Raw genomic sequence first — 19,491 nt, forward strand, 5'->3', positions numbered from 1 at the left:
GCTCGGCTGATCTTTGCCGACTCACATGTCAATGACACCTCTGAGCTAGGGTCACAGCACCCAAGGTGAGGAGACCAAGGTGTCGGGGACAAGCGTGCAAGCACGCATAGTGCGCGCATGGCGGGACATGGAGTTGTTCTCGCCGCAAACGGTGGAAAAGGCCAAACCTGGCGACGCGACGACGCCGTCAATCGACTGGAAATGCGGAGATCTGCTCCCGTGGGAACAGGGCAGCTATTTAGAGAGGCGCCCGGCGCATCCCGGGCGGGTGTGGCGGCACACGGTTTATCTCTGGATTTATGACCTGATCACGTTGTATGAGTGCCTGGATCACATCTATCAGGAGGATGACGAAGTCTTCGACGAACGCCCACCGGGACAGTCCTCTGCGGCCGCGTTTATTGTCGACGAGCAGGGCCGCATCGACTTCTCCTCAGTGACGCTGTCCAGCGCGGCCTGGGGGCTCGGCCGGGCACTCGGCTCAGCGAAGCGGTCTGACCGCTGGTTTCCAGACTTTGCCTCCGCCGATCAGCAGTTCCGCGAACTTGTCACCACTGAACTCGGTCGCAAATCCGATGGACAGCCTCAGATCCTCACCCAAGACCTCATGCTGCTCTTGGGAGGCCTCGTGCGAAGGGCCACCGGCCTGCCGAAGAAGAGCGCCCAAACCCCACAAAGCCGCTGGGGCTCCGACGCGGAGGGCGCCGACCCGCTCCCTATGACCTGTGTCGCACGCATCCGCAGCGTCCTAGTCAAACCCGAGACCGAGATTTCCACCGATTTCCTCAACAGCTTCATCCTCGATGATCTCGGACTCGCTGCGGAGTCGGTAGAACGCGGCACAGAGTCCGCCACACTGGCCGCATACCTCGCTGGCGCCGTCGGCCCCGCGCCAGGCCACCGGCATGACACCGTCGCCGCCCCCACGGAAATGCTGAAACATCTCACGCCGGAGAGCCTGCCCTACGGGCGCTGGCCCAGCTCGCCGAAGCATGCTCTCGCCACGAGCCAGCAGCTTGCCGTCAATCTCTCCCTCGGCGACCTGCGCGGCGACGGCCTCGCGCTACGAACCGTCAACGGGCCTCCCGGCACTGGAAAGACAACGCTGCTGCGCGACGTCCTCGCAGGGCTCATCACCGAACGAGCCCGGGTCCTGGCAGGCCTCCGTCGCCCAGAGGACGCTTTCAGCGGAATACAGCATCGCTGGGAGGCTGGGTACCGGCGCATCATTCACGGCCTCATTCCACAGCTCACCGGCTTCGAAGTCGTCGTCTGCTCCGCCAACAACGCTGCTGTGCAGAACATCTCCGATGAATTGCCACGCGCCGACAGCGTCAATCCACCATGGTCCGACGCCGATTACCTGAGCAACGTCGCGACCCATGTCCGCCGCAGCCTCACCAATGACGACACCACCAACGCGTGGGGTCTCATCGCCGCCAGACTCGGCAACAAGGCCAACCGTCGAGCCTTCACCTACGCAGCCTGGACGCACAAGAAGGATTGGCAGAGCGCGCCGTACGGGTTGCGCCACCTCCTTGAGGAAGCCAAGATCACAGCTCGTCGCCCATGGGCTGATGCCGTGCGCGACTTCCGCGACGCCTTAGCCACCGTCGAGGTTCTGCGCGCCCACGCTCAAACGGCACAAGCCGCGCTCACCAGGTACGCCGTCATCGACAACGAGATCACTGCCGCGTCCGCGCAGCTGGCGGCGCTACGCACCGCAGAATCTCGCGCCGACGCCGAAGCCCAACGAACCGAGGGAGAGCTGACAGCGGCGGCACTAGCCCACGACACCGCGCTGGCCACCCTTGACGAGCACACTCGTCAACGCCCGAGCTGGTGGGCCAACCTGTTCAGCGGGGGCGCCGCCCGTCGCGACTGGGCAAGGGCCGAATCCCCGTTGCGGATCACAGTGAAGGCCACCAGTGCCAGACGCGACCGCGCCGAATCCATGCGTGAGGAGGCCACCACCCTCCTCACAGCCCTGCGCGTAGACCTCGCGGCATCCCACGCTGCCCACATCCGGCTCCTCGCCGAACGCGACCACCTCGTCCGCACCTGCACCAATGACAAAAAACGCTGGGGCGATTCCTACCCCGATGACGAATGGTTTCGTGACGACACCCGCCGCGAAACGACCGCTCCATGGTGTAGCCCAGAGTTTAATGAGGCAAGGTCCACGGCGTTCCTCGCGGCGCTCACGTTGCACGTGGAGTGGTTCCGTCACTGTCCGGAAAAGCTCATCCAATCCCTTCGGGGCACCATGGACGTCGTCGGTGGCCAAGCACCGAACAACCTGCCAGAAGACACGGCGCTCGCCGCATGGCAAACATTTTTCCTCTTCGTGCCGCTCGTATCGACAACCTTCGCTTCGCTCGGACGCATGTTTTCCCACCTCGGCCCAGAATCACTCGGTTGGGTCTTCATCGATGAAGCCGGTCAAGCCACTCCGCAGGCAGCCGTTGGAGCCCTGTGGCGTGCCCACCACGCCCTCATCGTCGGCGACCCACTACAACTCACGCCAGTGGTCACACTCCCCCCGAAGGCTGAGGCCAACATGGTGCTTGAGCACGGGGTGCCCCAGTCCGTCCGTCCCTCAAAGACTTCGGCTCAAGCCCTCGCTGACGCCTCGAACCCGTGGGGAACGCTGATGCACCAAGGCGACGACGCACTGTGGGTGGGTACGCCGCTGCGCATCCATCGCCGCTGCGACGACCCGATGTTCACAATCTCCAATGAGGTCGCCTATGGCAACACGATGATCCACGGCATCCCCGTCGATCAACGTCAGGCGTCATCACTGCGGCCAAGCGCGTGGCTTCATGTGCCTGCCCAGTCAGGCAACGGTCACGCGTTGCGGGCCGACCACCGGATCGCTAGATGCATCATCCGTGATCTTCTCAGCGGTGCAGCGTCCGATGAGGGCAAACCCCTCGACGCCGACGAGATCATCGCGATCTCTCCCTTCCGTGCCATGGCGAATGAACTCGCCCGCTTCCCTGACAACATTGGCGCCCCCTCGCTACGTTCCGGCACAGTGCACAAGGCCCAAGGCCAGGAAGCGATTGCCGTTGTTTTCGTCCTCGGCGGTGACCCCCACAAGCCTGGCGCACGCGCCTGGGCAGCAGCTACCCCCAACCTCGTCAATGTTGCCGCCAGCCGAGCCAAGAAGCGCCTGTATGTGATCGGCGACTACGACGCATGGGCTGGATTGCAGCACTTCAGTACCGTCGCCAAGTACCTCCCTCGTTGCGACGTCAGCGTCGACCGCCCGTGGGGGTAAACCCCGACGATGGGGCAACCCCTGAGGTACAACACGGCTGACGAAGGATCTTGGAATAGCCGAGCAGGATGGTGCCTCATCGGCAACGCTAGCCTTCGAAGATGAGCAAGAGCGATAAGCACACCTCGCCTAGCCACAGCAGCAGCGGCGGCGATGCCCACGGAGACAAGAAACCGAAACTCGACAAGAAGCTGTACGAGGCCGAACTCCTCCACCTGCAAGAACAGCTTGTCGAGATGCAGGAGTGGGTGCGGGCGACGGGCTCTCGGCTCGTTGTCATCTTTGAGGGGCGCGACGCTGCGGGCAAGGGTGGAGCGATCAAGCGGGTCACCGAATACCTCAACCCACGGGTCGCACAGGTGGTGGCTCTTCCGGCACCGACGGAGCGGCAACGCACCCAGTGGTATTTCCAACGGTACGTCGAGCAGTTACCTGCCGCTGGGGAAATCCGTCTCTTCGACCGGTCGTGGTACAACCGGGCTGGGGTGGAGCGAGTGATGGGGTTTTGCACGACCGAAGAGCATCGGCGTTTCTTACGGCAGTGCCCGATCTTCGAGCGAATGCTCCTAGAGGACGGGATCATGCTGCGTAAATATTGGTTTTCGGTGTCTGACGCTGAGCAGGAACGACGATTCCGTTCCCGCCTCACCGATCCGATGCGCCGTTGGAAACTTTCTCCGACCGATGTGGAGTCGTTAACGCGGTGGGAGGACTACTCCCGGGCGAAAGACGACATGTTCGTGCATACCGACATCCCGGAGGCACGATGGCGGGTGGTGGAATCCGATGATAAGAAACGGGCGCGGATCAACATGATCGCTGATCTCTTGGACTCGGTTCCTTACCAGCCTGTGGACCGTCCTGAATTGGTGATGCCACACCGTCCCGCTTCGTCGGGATACCGACGTACCGACCGGTCATTGCAGTGGGAAGTCCCGGATCGGACAGCGCGCCTGGTGAAGGGCGCCGCCCGATCCGGCACGACCCGCGGGAAACATCGGGGTCTTTCGGCGGACTGAGGATGATGCCGCCAGCGAGTGTCACTCCGTCCGGGGAACAGCGACGGGACCTCGGACAGCAGCCATCGCCGCGACAAGACTGGTCAACGCTGCCCCACCGATCAGAGCGGCTCCGCCCAGCAGCAGGGTGTCAGTCCACGGCAGCGTCATCTGAGCGAAAGAACTGTCCACCGCGTGACCCCAGGCGACGATCGTCCCACCGACGTACCGTCCAGTGAGGCAGGCTAGGAGGATGCCCAGCAGCAACGGTGATCCGATTTCGACGAGATGGGCGCGACGTCGCAGCCGAGCTGGCACCCCTAGTCGAGAGAGAGCACGTTCGGCTCCACGGCGTTCCCGCATGTGGTCTCCGGTGGCGATGGCAAGGACGAGCAGGCCGACGGCCAGGACTGTGAGCAGCACCGCAGCCAACGCCGCCCGCATCCGGTGGGTGTCGTCATAGGTCGTCAAGTCGATGGCGTCATCACTGATTCCTGCTCGCCTGGTGTCCTCAAGGAGTGAGCGGCCGGGCACGCCAAGAACAGCGAACTGACGCGGCGAAGTGTCCTGCACGACCCGGTCCATCCCGGGTGAGCCAGGCGGGATGAGGTAGTCCGCGTGAATCGGAGCGCCGAGTCCGCTCATATCCGGCAATGTCAATGTTTCTGCCGGTATGGACACCACCGCATGGGGGGTCGTCGGATCCGCTGGGGAGGCTCCGTCCGGGGTCAGCGTCAGCGTCCCTTCAGCCCGCGGTGGCTGTGATTTGGCTGTCGACGTGACCAATCGGTAGGCGTGTCCTTCGTGGCAGCGCGGGTCTTCAGGAACGAGATGGCGCAGATCAGTGCAGGTCATCACGAGGGCCCGCCCCGCGCAGCCGTCATTTTTTGAGTCGCCAGACCTACATGACGCGATGGCGCGACCCAGGGGGATCACAGCGGTGACATCCGTCCGGGAACGCCATTCGTGGATGACAGCATCAGCCCGGTCTGGTTCGACATGCACCGTGAGTCGCTGACCCTGGTGCAGGTCATGATCGACCCGGCGATATTCCGGAGTGGCTTCGAAACCAGCGATCAAAGCCCTGACCACGAGGCCCAAGAAGAGTGCCAGCATCAGCCCGGCGATGATGCGCGCAGTGGTGGCCGGTCGAGCCTGCAGCCGACGGCCGCTGAGGACCAGCGCCACTGATCGCTGTTGACGCACCAGCAGGTCCGCCCCTAGCCGCACCAGCCACGGCATGACTGCCACCAATCCCACGCTGCATCCCAGGATCGCGACAAGGAGGTACACCGCGATCACATCGGCGGCATCCCCCGGTGCCTTCGCGCCCATCGCGGTGACCGCTGCGACACGCTGACGTGCTACAACGCAGGCCACCAAGCCCACTAGCAGCGGGAGCGGACGCCACCAGCCGCCGCGAGCAGCCTGGGATCGACGCACCACATTCATTGCTGCATACGCTGAGCCAGATCGCCAGGGAACACCTGCCGCTATGGCAGTGCCAATCACCAGCACTGCGACCAGGGCATGATCCAACGCAGTCGCAGGCTGCCAGGCAATGTGAGGGATCCCCAGCGCCGACACCGCCTTGTGCACCCCAGGACGCATCGCCGGAAACACGACCATGGCACTTGCCACCCCGAAAAAGACATGGACACCGATCTCCCCCACTGCGACTCCCCGAGTCCGGGCGGGGTCGAGCCCCAGGACTCGCAGAACGGCCAGACGGCGTTCGCGCAGGCCCCAAGAGAGACGGGTGACCACGGTCATGGCTGTCACGATCGGCACGGTGAGGGCACTGACTGCTGCAGCTAGGGCCACACCCATCGTGCGAGTATCCGCAACCACCGGTGCCATCCAGATCACGGTGCGAGCGATGTCCGCCACCGTCAACAAAAACAGCGAACCCAGCGCGGCAGTGAGGGCGATCGCAGCGGTACGCCGACGGGCCGACCAGTCAGTGCGCCACGCCAGTTGCATCCCCCACCTGATCGCCGACCCCATCACCCCTCCCCCACGGCCGCGGGGACCCGGCCAGCGATCCTGCCGTCGCGGACCACGATATGTCGCTCCATATGGGATGCGACCAAGTGATCATGAGTAACCACGACCAACGCCGCTTGAGCCTCACGGGCAATCCGGCAGAGCAGATCCATGACGTCCTGGGAGGTGACCGAATCCAGGGCACCGGTCGGTTCGTCAGCAAGAATCACCAAGGGCTCGTTGATCAGAGCCCGCGCTATCGCCACTCGCTGGGCCTGCCCACCAGAGACAGCGCCGACCCGCCGAGAGGCGACATCAGCGATATCAAGCTGGTCGAGCAGGTCAAGGGATCGCCGGAGCGCATCGCGATGACCCACGCCCAGGAGCCGAGCCGGGAGTGCCACGTTTTCCACGACGGTCAGCTCAGCGATGAGGTCACCGAACTGGAAGACCACGCCGATCTCGGCGAGTCGGCGCCGAGATCGGTCCCGTTCCCCCAACCTGGACAGGTCTCGACCGTCCAGGATGACCTGCCCTCGGTCTGGCACGACGATCCCAGCAAGACAGTGCAGCAGGGTGCTTTTTCCCGAACCGGATGGTCCCATCACAGCGACGTTCTCACCCCGATCAATCTGCAGTCCGATGCCGGTCAACGCCGGGGTGTCGCCGTATCGGACATGAAGATCAGTGGCGTTGAGCAGGGCGGGCGTCATGACCTGGACCTGCTCTCCAAGTCGGCACGTACCTCACCGAGGCGTCTGCCAGCCTCGTCGATCCAGCGCAAGTCGGCGTCCAGATGGATCAGTTCGTAGCTGAGAGAAAGGTCGGTGGCTGGGTCGGCGGTACGACGAGCTGCGGTCAGTGTCCGCATCCGGGTGAGATGGTCTGCGCGTTGCCGGTCTAGGACCTGGCCAGCGTCCCGGCCAGACAGGAGCGCCACCGAAATCCGGGCAAAAAGTGCACTGGTGGTGAAGAGTCCTGGTGGTGGCGGAGTTTGCACCCAGGTGTCGAGGACAGCAACGCCATCCGGGGTGATGTGGTAGCGCTTCCGATCAGGGCCTTGACCGGATTCGACGTCGATGACTTCGGCCCAGCCCTGCTTTTCAAACCGAGACAGGCTCGCATAAACCTGCCCGAAGGCCAGCGGTCGCCCCCGGCCGAAGAGGTCGTCATACCGATGTTTGAGGGTGTAGCCATGGGCTGGGGCCGTTTCCAACAGACCCAGCAAGGCATGTGAGGTGGACATGAACCACGACTATACGCCGAGTGTGTACACCATGTGTATAGAACGATGATGAAATTAGTGCGGTCAGTCAGCGCACATAGTGCACATCACTCCAGACGGCCTGCGCACCCGAATGCCCCACCTGAAAAGTCAGGACAAGCGCGCCCAGAGCCACCACCGCACTCACGGTCAGTACCGCGAGGGCCAACTGTCGTGGCGGTCCCACGGCACGATCCACATCTCCCATGTCTCCTTGGGATTGCCGACCCTGCCAGAACGCCCAGAGAGCCGGCACCGCCGCACACAGCAACACCAGGGCCGCCGCCACCGGCAAGAGGTCACCCCATTCAGCATGCTCATGGATCTGCGGGGAACGAGCTAACCGGTGCTCCAGCTTCTCCCCGCTTTCTTTAGCCAGAAAGACCGCCACCGCCACCACTGCCACGACCACCATCAGTGGTATCGCTGCGCGACGCCACCACGCTGGCCGCGATGCCAGCACCACAGTGGCGATCGCCGCCATCGGGAAGAGCACCACCGCACCATGCACCAGCAACGGATGTGCGGGAAGCCCCAGAATGTGATCTAGCATGCCTCCAGCATCCTGCTCACCGCGACACATCACACCTCCCGGAGTGGGATGCCAGAATTTCTGCGCCAAAATGGCCCGATCCTCCGCGGAGCGGCATCCCCAGTCCTCCCGGCACGAAGCGCTACCTTGGTCGACATGCCGACGTACGACGACGACCTCCGCCTTGCCCACGTCCTCGCCGACGCGGCCGAACGGATCACCATGGAACGGTTCAAGGCCGTCGATCTTCGTGTCGACACCAAGCCCGATCTCACCCCGGTCAGTGACGCCGATCGGGCCGCTGAAGAGCTGATCCGTGCCCAACTCGGGCGAACCCGACCTCGGGACGGCGTGGTCGGCGAAGAATTCGGCGAGACCGGACATTCCGCCCGCCGGTGGATCATTGACCCCATCGACGGCACGAAAAATTTTGTCCGTGGTGTCCCCGTCTGGGCCACCCTGATCGCACTCGTCGACGGCGACGACCCAGTTGTCGGTCTCGTTGCGGCTCCTGCACTGAATCGTCGCTGGTGGGCGGCCAAAGGCACCGGTGCCCGCACTGGGCGCAGCTTGATGAGCTCCAGCCCACTGGCAGTTAGCACCGTCCGGCGGGTCGAAGACGCCTCCCTGTCCTATTCCAGCCTGGCTGGATGGCGGACCGACCACCGGGACGCGGGATTCATGCAGCTAGTGGACGATTGTTGGCGCACCCGGGCCTTCGGTGATTTCTGGTCCTACATGCTTGTCGCCGAGGGCGCTTGCGATATCGCCTGCGAGCCAGAACTCGCCCTCTATGACATGGCTGCGCTCAGCCCGATCGTGACCGAAGCCGGGGGCACCTTCACCTCCTTGGAGGGACGCCCCGGCCCATGGGGCCCGGGGGCCGTCGCCACCAACGGGATGCTCCACGACGAAGTCCTCGCCCGGCTCGCGCCACCGGCCTGCTGACAATCGGCCAGGCCCGGCCGGGTCGGGATGGGTCACCGCAGCGTCAGCTGTCGATGACAGTCACCGAGCCCCGGCCGAGCGCAGCCAACGGCCCAGCGAGTGCCTCGGCATCACCGACGATCACGCTGGTCCAGGTGCCGTCGACATAGGTTTGGTAAGCGTGGCGCAACCGCTCTGGGGTCAGCTCCCGAGTGTCCCGCAACACCTGAGTGGTGTGCTCGGTCGTCAGCCCCTCCAAAGCACGGGCCGATGCTTCATCAGCCACCGCATCGGCGGTAGCAAACCGGCCCGGTGCGGTGTGGCACAAGTAATCGACGCCGCTGACGACTTCCGCCGTCGTAAATCCCTCACGGGCCTCTTCGAGAATTCCCAGAAGCAGGTCCACCGACTCCGCTGTCACTTCAGTGCGCACCGAACCGCTGGCGATAAACAACCCTTCGCCTCGACGCGGCCGGAAACCGCAGCGGATGCCGTAGGTATACCCCTTATCCTCCCGCAGCACTGCATCAATTCTGGCTTGCGGTCCTCCCCCGATAAGGTGCCCCAACACTGGGTACGGCGCCCATCCCCCAGCGACAGTTCGGTCCGGTCCAGCGCATCCGACGTACAACTCGCTTTGCACGCTTCCCGGGCGATCCACCAACACCACCCGACTCCCCCCAAGACGCGTGGGCGTGGACGGAGCCGCCGCTACCCGAGAGGGCGTCGACCACCCCGACAAGGCGTCGTCGATCAGCCCCGCCACGTCCACCCCAGTGAGATCACCAGCGACCACCACCGTGGCATTACCAGGACAGACCACGGCCTGATGGTAGGCGGCGATGTCTTCTCGAGTGAGCTGATGCACCGATTCAGCCGTCCCACCAGTCGGCAATGACAACCGGTCTGAGCGGTGGTAGTAGGCATCGGCAAAGGCGATTGCGGCACGCTGGCCCGGATGAGCTCGGTCCTGTTCGATATCCGCTAGCCGAGAACGAATATGCCTCCTGACCTGCTGCTCAGGAAAGACCGGGTGGATGAGGACCTCCGTAAGCAGTTCCAGCGCGCCAGCCAGGTTGCCGCGTGCCACGTCGAGATCAAGGACCAGGCCACGCTCCCCTACTCCCGCTCCCAAGGCGACCCCACGGCGCTCCAACATCTCAGCCGTCTGCTCGGCGTCGTAACGACGGCTGCCCTCATCGAGCGTGCGAGCCATCAACGTGCCGACTCCCTCACGTCCTCGCGGTTCAGCTGCCAATGGCGCTTCGACCGCAACCCGTAACGAGAGCACGTGTTGACCGGGAACGCTGTAGGTCACCAGACGTGCCCCACAACTCAACTCCTGGATGTGCGGCACGGGAAATGCCCACGGAGGTGCTTGCCCCACCACCGGACGGGGCGCCGCCGGGGCCTTGACGTCATTCTTCTTCCCGGTCATGCCGCCTCCTCCGGGGTGATCGCCACCACGGCCCGTGCTGACGCACGCAACCAGGTGGCTGCCTCCTGCTGGACCTGGTCTGCGGTGATGGACCCCAACCGGTCCAGATAGGTATTGATCCCCTGCGGATCGTCGTACAAACACGTGGCGTGCCCGATCGCATCGGCCCGCTCCTCCAGACTGGCCAATGCAGTCAACCAGCCTCGTTCGGTTTGGGCCCGCACCGCTTCCATATCGATCGCGGTCGGACCAGCGTGGGCGAACTCCTCAATCAGTTCACAGGCACGCTCCTCCAGGTGAGACAACGCGACCCCATCCGCAGCCTGCAACACCAGATATCCCAAGGACACTCCGTCACACAGTCCCAAAGCGCCCGCAGAGACCGAATCAGCGAGTTCTTCAGTGCGCACCAGCGCGCGTTCCAGCCGGGAGGTCGTCAAACCACCCAGACAATCCATCGCGCATGATGCCGCGAGAAAATTCTCGGTGTTGTCCTCTGGCAAGCGGAAACCCATGTACAGACGCCCCATCGGGACCGCCTCGGTCCGCTCGACACGCTGCGGTGTGGACAACGGAGGCAACGGCTGCGAGCGCAGGGTGGGGACGGCTGGTCCAGCGGGGATCGATCCGAAGTAGGTCTCCGCAGCATGGATGGCTTCCGGGACGGTGACATCACCGACGATGGTCAGCACGGTATTGGACGGGGTATACCACCGACGGAAGAAGTCGTGGACGTCAGTCAGGGTTGCCGCATCCAGGTCCATCATTGAGCCGATAGTCGCGTGATGATACGGGTGTCCGTGGGGGAAAACCGCCGAGTAAAGGTCGATCATGGCGTTCCCGTACGGCGCATTGTCGTATCGCTGACGTTTTTCTTCTTTGACCACGTCACGCTGGTTGTCCAGGTTGTCTTGGGTCACGGCGTCGAGGAGCCATCCGTGCCGGTCGGCTTCCATCCACAGGGCCAGTTCGAAGGCACCTCTGGGGACAGTGTCGAAATAGTTGGTCCGGTCAAACCAGGTGGTGGCGTTGAGTCGGCCGCCGTGTGCCATCAGCGCCGCGAAATGTTCGCCGCTGGCCACCTGTCGGGAGCCTTGAAACATGAGGTGTTCGAACAGGTGCGCGAAACCGGTCTTGCCGGCTGGTTCGTGGCGGGATCCGACGCCAACCCACAGGTTGATCGCGACGACCGGGACGCTGTGATCCTCGTTGACGACGACCCGTAGGCCGTTGGCCAGGGTGCGATCCACGATGTCGTAGGCAAGCGGCATTGGTCCAGCCTAACCGGAGGTGACGGCCCAACCTGCCTGGCGGGTGGTCTGGCTCATCGTCCAGGAAGAACTGACACACTGGTCGCCATGAAGACGATCGTCCATACCTTGTGCGTCGCCATGGCCACCGCGGTCGCGGCGTGGCTCCTCCCCGGCATCCATATCAGCGGCGCCGGGACGGGTTCGAAGATCGTCACCTTGATTGTTGTTGCCGTGATCATCGGTGTGGTCAATGCGATAGTGCGGCCGATCGCGAAGTTCCTCGGCGGCTGCCTGATTGTGTTGTCATTGGGGCTGTTCCTGCTGGTGATCAACGCGGCCATGCTGCTGCTCAGTTCGTGGATCGCCACCAACATGGGGGTCGGTTTCCGGGTTGACGGCTTCGTGACCGCTCTGATCGGGTCAATCGTGATTAGCGTGGTCAGCGGGATCCTGTCCTCGGTGCTGACCCCGCGAAGCTGATCGACGGCGTCGCCGTCGCGAGGGCATGACGGCGACGGTCCCGGTGGGCGGTGTGGGCTAACCGGATGGCGGCGTAACAGCCCAGCACGAAGTACGTCGAGGTCACCAGGGCCGTCGGCAGGGCTGGCCAGGAACGGGTGTGCTCGTCAAACAGAAGCGGCTCGGGGACCAAGAGGACCGCGAGGATCGCTGCTTCGGTGACGCGGCCGCGACGCCAGGTCCATGCGACGAAAACGACCAGCCAGATCCAATGATGGCTCCACGACACCGGGGAAAAGAACAACGCGAACAATCCGACAGCTAGAGGTGCCTGCCAACGGTCAGCGGACCGTCCGCTGACCGTTGCGGTGCCGAGTGTCAGGAGGGTCAGCGGCACCAATAGCACCCACACGAGAAGACGTGACGGCGCGTCAGTGCTGGTGAGCCGGGCAACAAAACCGGTGACGCTCTGGTTGTCGACGTAAGAGAGATTGCCTACCCGTGAGGGATCCCACAGCAGCTGCAGCCAGTATTCGGTGACCAGGTCCGGGGCGAGCACGTATGTCGCTGCCCCCACGGCGAGGAAGGACACCAAGGAGAGCACCACCGCGGCCCATCGCCCCCGGACGAGGTGGACGAGTCCCATCGCGGCGGGAGTCACTTTGATGGACGCCGCCAATCCGGTGCCCAGTCCGGCTGCACGTCCGGTGAGGAGCATGTCGGCCAGCAGCAGCGCGAAGAGCACCAGGTTGAACTGGCCGAGATAGACGGATCGGATGAATGGCGCCGATCCGGCGAGAACGACCGCTAACGCTGCGGCTTGGAAGTGGCTTGAGGTCCAGGAGCGCCCCGGGCGGCTCCATCCGGTGCGGGGTCGCAGCAGCAGACCCAACAGGAAGCAGGTGAGTATGGCGTTGACCGCGAGGGATAGGGCGACGGCGATGTGGTCGGGGACCACGCTGAGCGGGACAAAAGCCAATCCCAGCGCTGGCGGGTAGGTGTAGGGCAGGCCAACGGAACGGCGGTAGGGGTCGATACCTGCGGCGATATCGTCACCAGCATGTTTGTAAACCAGAAAGTCTTGGCTTTGCGCGACCTGATATTCGCTGAAGCCATGCAGGGCCGTCCAGGTCATGGCGGCCGCAGCGATGAGGATCCACAGCACCTGCGTGGCTCGCGCGCGGCCAACCGAGGGCACGACGTCGGGTGCACTCGGCGCGGTGGGGCTGCTCATCAGTGGCCTTCCTGCTGGTCGGGGAGCGGCTCGCCACGAATGAGTCGCCCGCTGGTGCCCTGCCCCAATCTGTTTTTGGCAAGTCGACCCACCATCTGTTGATTGGTGGTGGCACGTTCGGCACGGCCGCTGCCAACAAACGTGATGAACCATCGCAGCAAGGTGGACACCTGCTGTTTGAAACCGGTGATGTAGAGCAGGTGGAGCAGCAACCAGGCCACCCAGGCGGGGAAACCAGACAGCCGAAGCCTACCTACCGACACGACTGCTTTGTATTTGCTGATGGTCGCCATGGACCCTTTGTCGACGTACCGGAAGGTCTGCTCGGGCAGGTCGTCAGGTGTACCCCCACGGCGTACGGCGGCGGCAATTCGCTCGGCGGCGAATCGTGCCGACTGGATTGCGCCCTGGGCGACACCAGGCACCCCCGGCACGGACATGAGGTCTCCGACCACAAAGATCTCCGGGTGCCCAGGCAGGGTTAAGTCAGGCCGTACGACGACGCGTCCACTGCGGTCCACCTCGGCCCCGACGTGCTCAGCGACGAGGCGGCCCAACGGGTTGCCTTGCACCCCGGCGGCCCACACCTTGCAAACGCTTTCGATGCGTTCTCGATTGCCGTCTCGATCCTGGATGACCACTCCGGTCGCGTCGACGTCAGTGACCATCACGCTGAGGCGCACCTCGACGCCGAGCTGATGCAGCTCCCGTTGGGTGACGGCGCCAAGCCGATCTCCAAAAGCTGGCAGCACCTGGGACGCGCCATCGACCAGGAGGACCCGAGCTCGGGCAGGGTCGATCCGCCGGAAATTGCCGGTGAGGGTGGTGCTGGCGAGTTCTCTGATCTGCCCGGCCATTTCCACGCCGGTGGGTCCGGCACCGACGACGACGAAGGTCAGCAAACGTTCTCGTAGGGCAGGGTCCTCCTCCAGCTCAGCTTGTTCGAAAGCCCCGAAAATGCGGCTGCGCAGCTCCAGAGCGTCGTCGAGGGTTTTCATGCCCGGCGCGTACGTCGCGAAATGGTCGTTGCCGAAGTAGCTCTGCCCTGCTCCAGCCGCCAGCACGAGATGGTCGTACGACGTACGAGTCTCTTTGTCGTGGAACCGGGAGGTCACGGTGTGGGCATCCACGTCGATCTCCGTGACCAGCCCTTGCAAGACACTGGCGTTGCGTTGACGCCGCAGAATGCCGCGGGTGGCGGGGGCGATCTGCCCTTCGGACAAGATTCCGGTCGCGACTTGGTACAACAACGGTTGAAACAGGTGGGCGTTGGTGTCGGCGATCAGGGTGATGTCGACGTCGACGGAGCGCAACGCTTTGGTGGCAAACAGGCCTCCGAAGCCGGACCCCACAACGACCACCCGAGCACGGGTGGTGGGCGAGCTCGAGGTCATGCCGGTATCTCCTGACGAGTGGCGAGTGGCGAGGGATGACTCCCTGATTCTCCTATGCCGCAGAGATAGGGCGCCAGGAGATGACCAGCCAACCGGTCAGTGTGAGGGCAGATGAGGGCGGGCAGCGGCGTCCGGGCAAACCCCGGGTAGTCGTACGGGCTCGGTCAGAGGCCTCGTGGTGCGAGGAAACCCCGAAGAGCTCATCGAGCATTGCGAGGTAAAACAAAACGGCGCAGTGGAAGTAAACTTCCACTGCGCCGTTCCTGCTACATAGTAGCGGGGGCAGGATTTGAACCTGCGACCTCCGGGTTATGAGCCCGGCGAGCTACCGAGCTGCTCCACCCCGCGTCGGTATGTCTGAAGCTTAGCAAGGGATCAGGCGAACGTCCAAATCGGCGCCGTAGCCCCTTGGCGCAGTGGCCGGGTCCTCCCCCTGAAAGCCCCAGGAGAAGGACCCGGCCACTGCCACCGGTCAGTTCTTCGACTGCGCTGACGGTGACGCTGAAGGCGTCGCTGTCGGCGCGAGCGTGCCACCAGAGGAGCCGACCTGTCCAGACAGCTGCGCTGCTTTCTCGATCGCGGTCTGCAACTGCTTCTGCGCTTCGCCGTACGCGGTGAAGTCACCCTTCTTCAGAGCCTCCTGGCCAGCCTGATACGCCTTCTGCGCCTCAGCGACCACAGCCTTGAGCTCCGCAGCAGGTCCACCCGCACCGCCGTCCTTGCCTGGCTCCTTGTCTTTGTCCTTCACCGGCGGCTGATCAGTGGAGGCGCCTGAGGATCCACCAAAGAGCTGGTTCAACGCCGACTCCAAGGTGGCGCCCCAGGCCAACTTCTCACCGAAGGCCACCACCACTGCCTGGTTCAACGGATACGACGTCCCGGCTTTACCCCGGACGTAGATCGGCTGGACGTAGAGCAGACCACCAGCGACCGGCAAGGTGAGCAGGTTGCCCTTGTCCACCTTTGACCCGGATTGACTGTTGATGTTGATGAACTGACTCAACGACAACGAGAAGTCGGTGGAGTTTTGGTTGCTGGAGTCGATTTGGTTCTGCACCTGTGCCGGACCCATGACGTTGGTCGCGGCCGGCAGTTCCAGCAGCCGTAGCGTCCCGTACCCGGGGTTGCGTTTACCAGCCTGCGATCCCGGATCGGAGTTGACCCCGAGGAAACCACTCAAGAACGGGCGGTTTTCACCGGCTGGAGTAAACGACGTCGTCAATGAGAATCCCGGGGTGTCCTGACCTGGCATCTTCACCGACAGGTAGTACGGCGGCTGTCCAGACTTCACGTCACTGGCGGTGGGATCCTGCGGGACCTTCCAGTTGTCACCACCACTGTAGAAAGTGTTCGGGTCAGTGACGTGGTACTTCGTCAAGACATCACGCTGCACCTTGAACAGATCCTCCGGATAGCGCAGGTGGCTCATCAGCGCGCCGGAGATATCACTCATCGGCCGGACCGACTGGGAGAACGCCGACGACCAGGCCTTGAGGATCGGATCTTTGTCATCCCAGGAGTACAGCTTCACTGAACCGTCGTACGCATCCACTGTCGCTTTGACCGAGTTGCGGATGTAGTTGACCTGGCCCGCTTTGATCTGCTGCACCGACTTCTTGGTCTCAGTGACGGCATCAGAGGTCGCCGAGTCGATCGACTTCAGCTGGCTGTACGGGTAGTTGGAGGTCGTGGTGTAGCCATCAACGATCCACTGCACCCGTCCGTCGACGACGGCCGGGTAGGGGTTGCCATCCAAGGTCAACCACGGAGCGACGCGTTGCACCCGCTCGGTGGGCTGGCGGTGATCCAACATCACCGAATAGTCGCCGACCTGCCCGGACAGCAGGATGTTGTACTCGCGGTTGACGATCGCGTAGGCGAACCGCTTGGCGACATTGTCCATCTTGACGCCGCCCTGGCCACGGAACGTGGTGCGCGACTCCCCTTGGTCAGTCTGGTAATCCAGTTCCCGAGGAGCCTCACCGGTGGGAGCGCCCACGATCGAGTAATCAGTCGTCTTCTCGCCGAAGTAGATTCGCGGCTCAAAGTCGCCGAGTTTGCCCTGCATGGGGATGTCCTTGGCAAAGAAGACTGGCTCGCCACGGCTGTCCCGTTGGGTGCCATAGGCCGCCACCACGCCGTATCCGTGGGTGTACACGGCATGGTCGTTGAACCAACTCCGCGAGGGAGCGTTAGCCAAGTCGAGCTCTCGAGCCGCAATGACAGTGTCTTGCACTTTGCCGTCAATGACATACCGGTCGACATCCAGCGCATCGGCGAACTCGTAGTACCGCCGTAATCCCTGCAACTGCTGGAACGTGGGGCTGACCAGCATCGGGTCGACCACCCGGATCCCTGGGATGGTCGCGGCGTCCCCGGAGAGCCCGCCTCGGTCAGTGCTCTTCTTCGCGTCGTACTGGGTTTTGGTGATCGAGTCGATCCCGTACGCCGCCCGAGTGGCCTCAATGTTGTGCGCCAGGTACGGCGCTTCGAGGGATTGCTCGCTGGGACGCACTTTGAAGCTCTGAATCGCCGCCGGGTAGAGATTGCCCACCACCAGCGAGACCACCAGCAGGCCAATAACTCCGAAGACCGGGACCCGCCAGGAGCGCATCCAGATCGCCGCGATGAAGGACAGCGCTACCAGCACCGCTGCACCGGCGAGAATCCCCTTGGTCCACAGGACCGCGTTGGCCTGGGCATACTGCAGACCGGTGATCCGACCTGCGTCCTCCACCGCCAGCTGGTAGCGGTCCAGCCAATACCCGATGGCGCGCACCAGCACGAACAGCCCAGCGAGGACTGCCAGGTGCACCCGAGCGGCAGGGACGGTATGCACTCCGCCGCCGCCCACGGAAATACCACCGTAGACATAGTGGGTGACCACCGCCGCCAGGATCGCCAGCACCAACGTCATGGTGAAGAAGGACTCCAAGAAGGCATACCAGGGCAGATCGAAGACGAAGAAGCCCACGTCTTTGCCGAAGGTCGGGTCAGTGCGACCGAAGGATGTCCCATTCATGAAAAGCAGCAACGTTTGCCACTGGCTAGCTGCAGCGAGCCCCGCAAAAAAACCCAAGACCGAAGGCACCACGACCAGCGCGACCCGCCGGACTGGATCGAGCATCGTCCGATAACGATCAAGGGCCTGCTGGGCCTGGGTGGTGGGAGCGTAGATCGGCCGCCGCCGATACCCGATGGCGATGCTGGAGGCAATGACCACGCCTGTAAGTAGCGCACCCACCACAAACAGCAGCGCCTGCACCCCGATTTGAATCCAGAACACCGAGGTATAACCGACGCTGTCGAACCAGAGCACCTCGGTCCAGACAAAAGCACCAAGAGTTGCCAGAACACAGACAGCAACCACCACGGCCACGGTGATCGCCAAGGGCGATCGGCCTCGCTTCGGGGCGGGACGACCGGCTCCAAAGCCGCCGAAAGAGCCGGGTCCGCCGCCACCGGGAGCGCCACCGCCACCGCCGGGGGTGCCGCCGAACCGATCCGACCAGTTGCCCCAGCTGAAGGGCGCACCACCAGGGCGCCCTCCCGACGGGCCACCTGGTCCCTTCGGGCCCGAGCCACCGCCATCGGGAGGAAGCGTGGATGCCTGAGGTGACATCCCCTCTGCTCGTCCGGTCAAGACCGACGTGCTGTCGTCATCTCGTCGTGTCACACCATGCTCCTGCTCGCAGCCAACGTCGATCGTCCACGGTCGCCCTCCGTCACGGCAGTTGCCGACGCAGCGCCGGCCATCCTGTCCAACCGTCATCTCTTGTCGCCTCCAAACTACCCAGTGGACAGCGAGTTTCCCATCACCAGATGTGGGTTGCTGCCGACATCCGGCACGATGGTCCCGTGACCGGAACACCACGCCCCCTCTACCCGCCCCTGTGGGAATGCGCTATCGAGACCGAGAAGTACGTCGCCGCTGCTGGCTGGGACCAGCCGGTGAGACTCTTTGCCTTGGTGCGTACGGCAGCGTTGATCCACGCTGAACCGCATCTCGCCAGCCAATTGGCCGCTCCGGAAGACCCGGATGCGTTGTCTGCGATCGAGCAGGAGGATGTCCCGGTCGTCGATCCCCTTGAGGATCTGTTGGGGTCACTTGCCTGGCCTGCTGAGGTGGATGGGGTGGCATTGGCGGTTGAACGGATCGTCGTTCCGCCCCAGGCGCAGGAGGGCCTCCCTGACGACCCGGCAGCCGCCGCACGGATCTTGGCTGATCACCCTGACCGCGTTGACGTCCGACTGTTGGTAGCCGTCACCAGGGACGGGGAGTCGACATGCTTATTGCGTCAGCGCCCTTATGACAGTGACGACCAGGTCGCGGCCGGTCAGGATATTGCTCCGGATTTGGTGGCTGCCTTGGCGGCGACGCTGCAGGACTGATTCGATGTCACCCGTGCTGATCAGGTCGAATCTGGTCTGATCAGCACTCTGGGAGGGTGGCTGCCCCGCAGAGGAAGTGGTCACCGAGGGAGCGCCGCTCAGCTGTGGCTGCCTCCATGTCATTGCGTGCTGCCCTGGATCGGGGAGCGGTCCTGGCAGGTGAGATGCCCTTCTGGGCAACACTGAGGACTTCCTGTGGAAAAAACTTTATTTTCCTGTGAAGTTAGGTGCCACTTACCGGATATTGCGGCGTATTATAGCCCACATCTTGGGTTACTGACAAGTCCTCAGTGGCCTGCGCCATGTTAACTCTTGCCTGGTTAACACC

At 63.5% G+C, this 19,491-nt stretch carries 14 protein-coding genes and 1 tRNA gene; 5 read left to right on the top strand and 10 right to left on the bottom strand.

Annotated features, from left to right (window positions below):
• The first annotated feature begins 79 nt into the window (after positions 1-79).
• Positions 80-3,286 carry a DEAD/DEAH box helicase gene (locus KEM60_RS13640; protein WP_219108100.1) on the top strand — a complete coding sequence of 1,069 codons (3,207 nt, stop codon included), beginning with the start codon at positions 80-82 and terminating at the stop codon, positions 3,284-3,286.
• A 101-nt stretch (positions 3,287-3,387) separates the two neighbouring features.
• Positions 3,388-4,305 (top strand): polyphosphate kinase 2, encoded by a 918-nt coding sequence (gene ppk2, locus KEM60_RS13645; protein WP_219108101.1) that lies wholly within the window; start codon positions 3,388-3,390, stop codon positions 4,303-4,305.
• Between the two features lie 21 nt (positions 4,306-4,326).
• On the opposite strand, the gene KEM60_RS13650 is transcribed toward ppk2, so the two are convergent.
• The 4 genes from KEM60_RS13650 to KEM60_RS13665 all read right to left on the bottom strand — a co-directional run bounded on the left by KEM60_RS13650 (position 4,327) and on the right by KEM60_RS13665 (position 8,258).
• A complete protein-coding gene (locus tag KEM60_RS13650; RefSeq protein ID WP_219108102.1) occupies positions 4,327-6,291 on the bottom strand; it encodes a hypothetical protein in 1,965 nt (654 codons plus the stop codon).
• Positions 6,291-6,983 (bottom strand): ABC transporter ATP-binding protein, encoded by a 693-nt coding sequence (locus tag KEM60_RS13655; protein ID WP_219108103.1) that lies wholly within the window; start codon positions 6,981-6,983, stop codon positions 6,291-6,293. Before KEM60_RS13655 ends, KEM60_RS13650 begins: the two co-directional genes overlap by 1 nt.
• Positions 6,980-7,516 carry a PadR family transcriptional regulator gene (locus tag KEM60_RS13660; protein WP_219108104.1) on the bottom strand — a complete coding sequence of 179 codons (537 nt, stop codon included), beginning with the start codon at positions 7,514-7,516 and terminating at the stop codon, positions 6,980-6,982. Before KEM60_RS13660 ends, KEM60_RS13655 begins: the two co-directional genes overlap by 4 nt.
• Before the next feature lie 67 nt (positions 7,517-7,583).
• Entirely contained in the window at positions 7,584-8,258 is a 675-nt protein-coding gene (locus KEM60_RS13665) for a DUF2231 domain-containing protein (protein ID WP_219108105.1), read from the bottom strand.
• Between KEM60_RS13665 and hisN the strand changes: the two genes are divergently transcribed.
• On the top strand, positions 8,223-9,014 hold the full coding sequence (gene hisN / locus KEM60_RS13670) for a histidinol-phosphatase (RefSeq protein WP_219108106.1): 792 nt from the start codon (positions 8,223-8,225) through the stop codon (positions 9,012-9,014). The genes KEM60_RS13665 and hisN overlap by 36 nt on opposite strands.
• A 43-nt stretch (positions 9,015-9,057) precedes the next feature.
• On the opposite strand, the gene KEM60_RS13675 is transcribed toward hisN, so the two are convergent.
• The gene (locus KEM60_RS13675) at positions 9,058-10,431 is read right to left on the bottom strand and encodes a pitrilysin family protein (protein WP_219108107.1); all 1,374 of its coding nucleotides are present in this window, start codon (positions 10,429-10,431) and stop codon (positions 9,058-9,060) included.
• Complete coding sequence (locus KEM60_RS13680) at positions 10,428-11,702, bottom strand: pitrilysin family protein (RefSeq protein ID WP_219108108.1); 1,275 nt, start codon at positions 11,700-11,702, stop codon at positions 10,428-10,430. Before KEM60_RS13680 ends, KEM60_RS13675 begins: the two co-directional genes overlap by 4 nt.
• Before the next feature lie 87 nt (positions 11,703-11,789).
• On the opposite strand from KEM60_RS13680, the gene KEM60_RS13685 reads away from it, so the two are divergent.
• Positions 11,790-12,164 (top strand): phage holin family protein, encoded by a 375-nt coding sequence (locus tag KEM60_RS13685; protein ID WP_219108109.1) that lies wholly within the window; start codon positions 11,790-11,792, stop codon positions 12,162-12,164.
• On the opposite strand, the gene KEM60_RS13690 is transcribed toward KEM60_RS13685, so the two are convergent.
• From KEM60_RS13690 to KEM60_RS13705, 4 genes are all read right to left on the bottom strand, one after another.
• The gene (locus KEM60_RS13690; protein ID WP_219108110.1) at positions 12,124-13,377 is read right to left on the bottom strand and encodes a glycosyltransferase 87 family protein; all 1,254 of its coding nucleotides are present in this window, start codon (positions 13,375-13,377) and stop codon (positions 12,124-12,126) included. The two genes, KEM60_RS13685 and KEM60_RS13690, sit on opposite strands and share 41 nt — an antisense overlap.
• Positions 13,377-14,771 (bottom strand): NAD(P)/FAD-dependent oxidoreductase, encoded by a 1,395-nt coding sequence (locus KEM60_RS13695; RefSeq protein ID WP_219108111.1) that lies wholly within the window; start codon positions 14,769-14,771, stop codon positions 13,377-13,379. Before KEM60_RS13695 ends, KEM60_RS13690 begins: the two co-directional genes overlap by 1 nt.
• 274 nt (positions 14,772-15,045) lie before the next feature.
• Positions 15,046-15,119 (bottom strand) — tRNA-Met (locus tag KEM60_RS13700).
• 124 nt (positions 15,120-15,243) lie between these two features.
• Positions 15,244-18,447 (bottom strand): UPF0182 family protein, encoded by a 3,204-nt coding sequence (locus KEM60_RS13705; protein WP_370626369.1) that lies wholly within the window; start codon positions 18,445-18,447, stop codon positions 15,244-15,246.
• Positions 18,448-18,593: 146 nt separating this feature from the next.
• Here KEM60_RS13705 and KEM60_RS13710 point away from each other — a divergent pair, with 146 nt between their 5' ends.
• Entirely contained in the window at positions 18,594-19,163 is a 570-nt protein-coding gene (locus KEM60_RS13710) for a PPA1309 family protein (RefSeq protein ID WP_219108112.1), read from the top strand.
• The last annotated feature ends 328 nt before the right edge of the window (positions 19,164-19,491 follow it).

The sequence above is a fragment of the Austwickia sp. TVS 96-490-7B genome (assembly GCF_019331795.1).
Classification (GTDB): Bacteria; Actinomycetota; Actinomycetes; order Actinomycetales; family Dermatophilaceae; genus Austwickia.

Coding starts and splice junctions, on each gene's coding strand:
- KEM60_RS13680 (WP_219108108.1), bottom strand. CDS start 11,702: ATGCCGCTTGCCTACGACATCGTGGATCGCACCCTGGCCAACGGCCTA.
- KEM60_RS13650 (WP_219108102.1), bottom strand. CDS start 6,291: ATGGGGTCGGCGATCAGGTGGGGGATGCAACTGGCGTGGCGCACTGAC.
- KEM60_RS13690 (WP_219108110.1), bottom strand. CDS start 13,377: ATGAGCAGCCCCACCGCGCCGAGTGCACCCGACGTCGTGCCCTCGGTT.
- KEM60_RS13685 (WP_219108109.1), top strand. CDS start 11,790: ATGAAGACGATCGTCCATACCTTGTGCGTCGCCATGGCCACCGCGGTC.
- KEM60_RS13710 (WP_219108112.1), top strand. CDS start 18,594: ATGTGGGTTGCTGCCGACATCCGGCACGATGGTCCCGTGACCGGAACA.
- KEM60_RS13655 (WP_219108103.1), bottom strand. CDS start 6,983: ATGACGCCCGCCCTGCTCAACGCCACTGATCTTCATGTCCGATACGGC.
- KEM60_RS13675 (WP_219108107.1), bottom strand. CDS start 10,431: ATGACCGGGAAGAAGAATGACGTCAAGGCCCCGGCGGCGCCCCGTCCG.
- KEM60_RS13695 (WP_219108111.1), bottom strand. CDS start 14,771: ATGACCTCGAGCTCGCCCACCACCCGTGCTCGGGTGGTCGTTGTGGGG.
- ppk2 (WP_219108101.1), top strand. CDS start 3,388: ATGAGCAAGAGCGATAAGCACACCTCGCCTAGCCACAGCAGCAGCGGC.
- hisN (WP_219108106.1), top strand. CDS start 8,223: ATGCCGACGTACGACGACGACCTCCGCCTTGCCCACGTCCTCGCCGAC.
- KEM60_RS13660 (WP_219108104.1), bottom strand. CDS start 7,516: ATGTCCACCTCACATGCCTTGCTGGGTCTGTTGGAAACGGCCCCAGCC.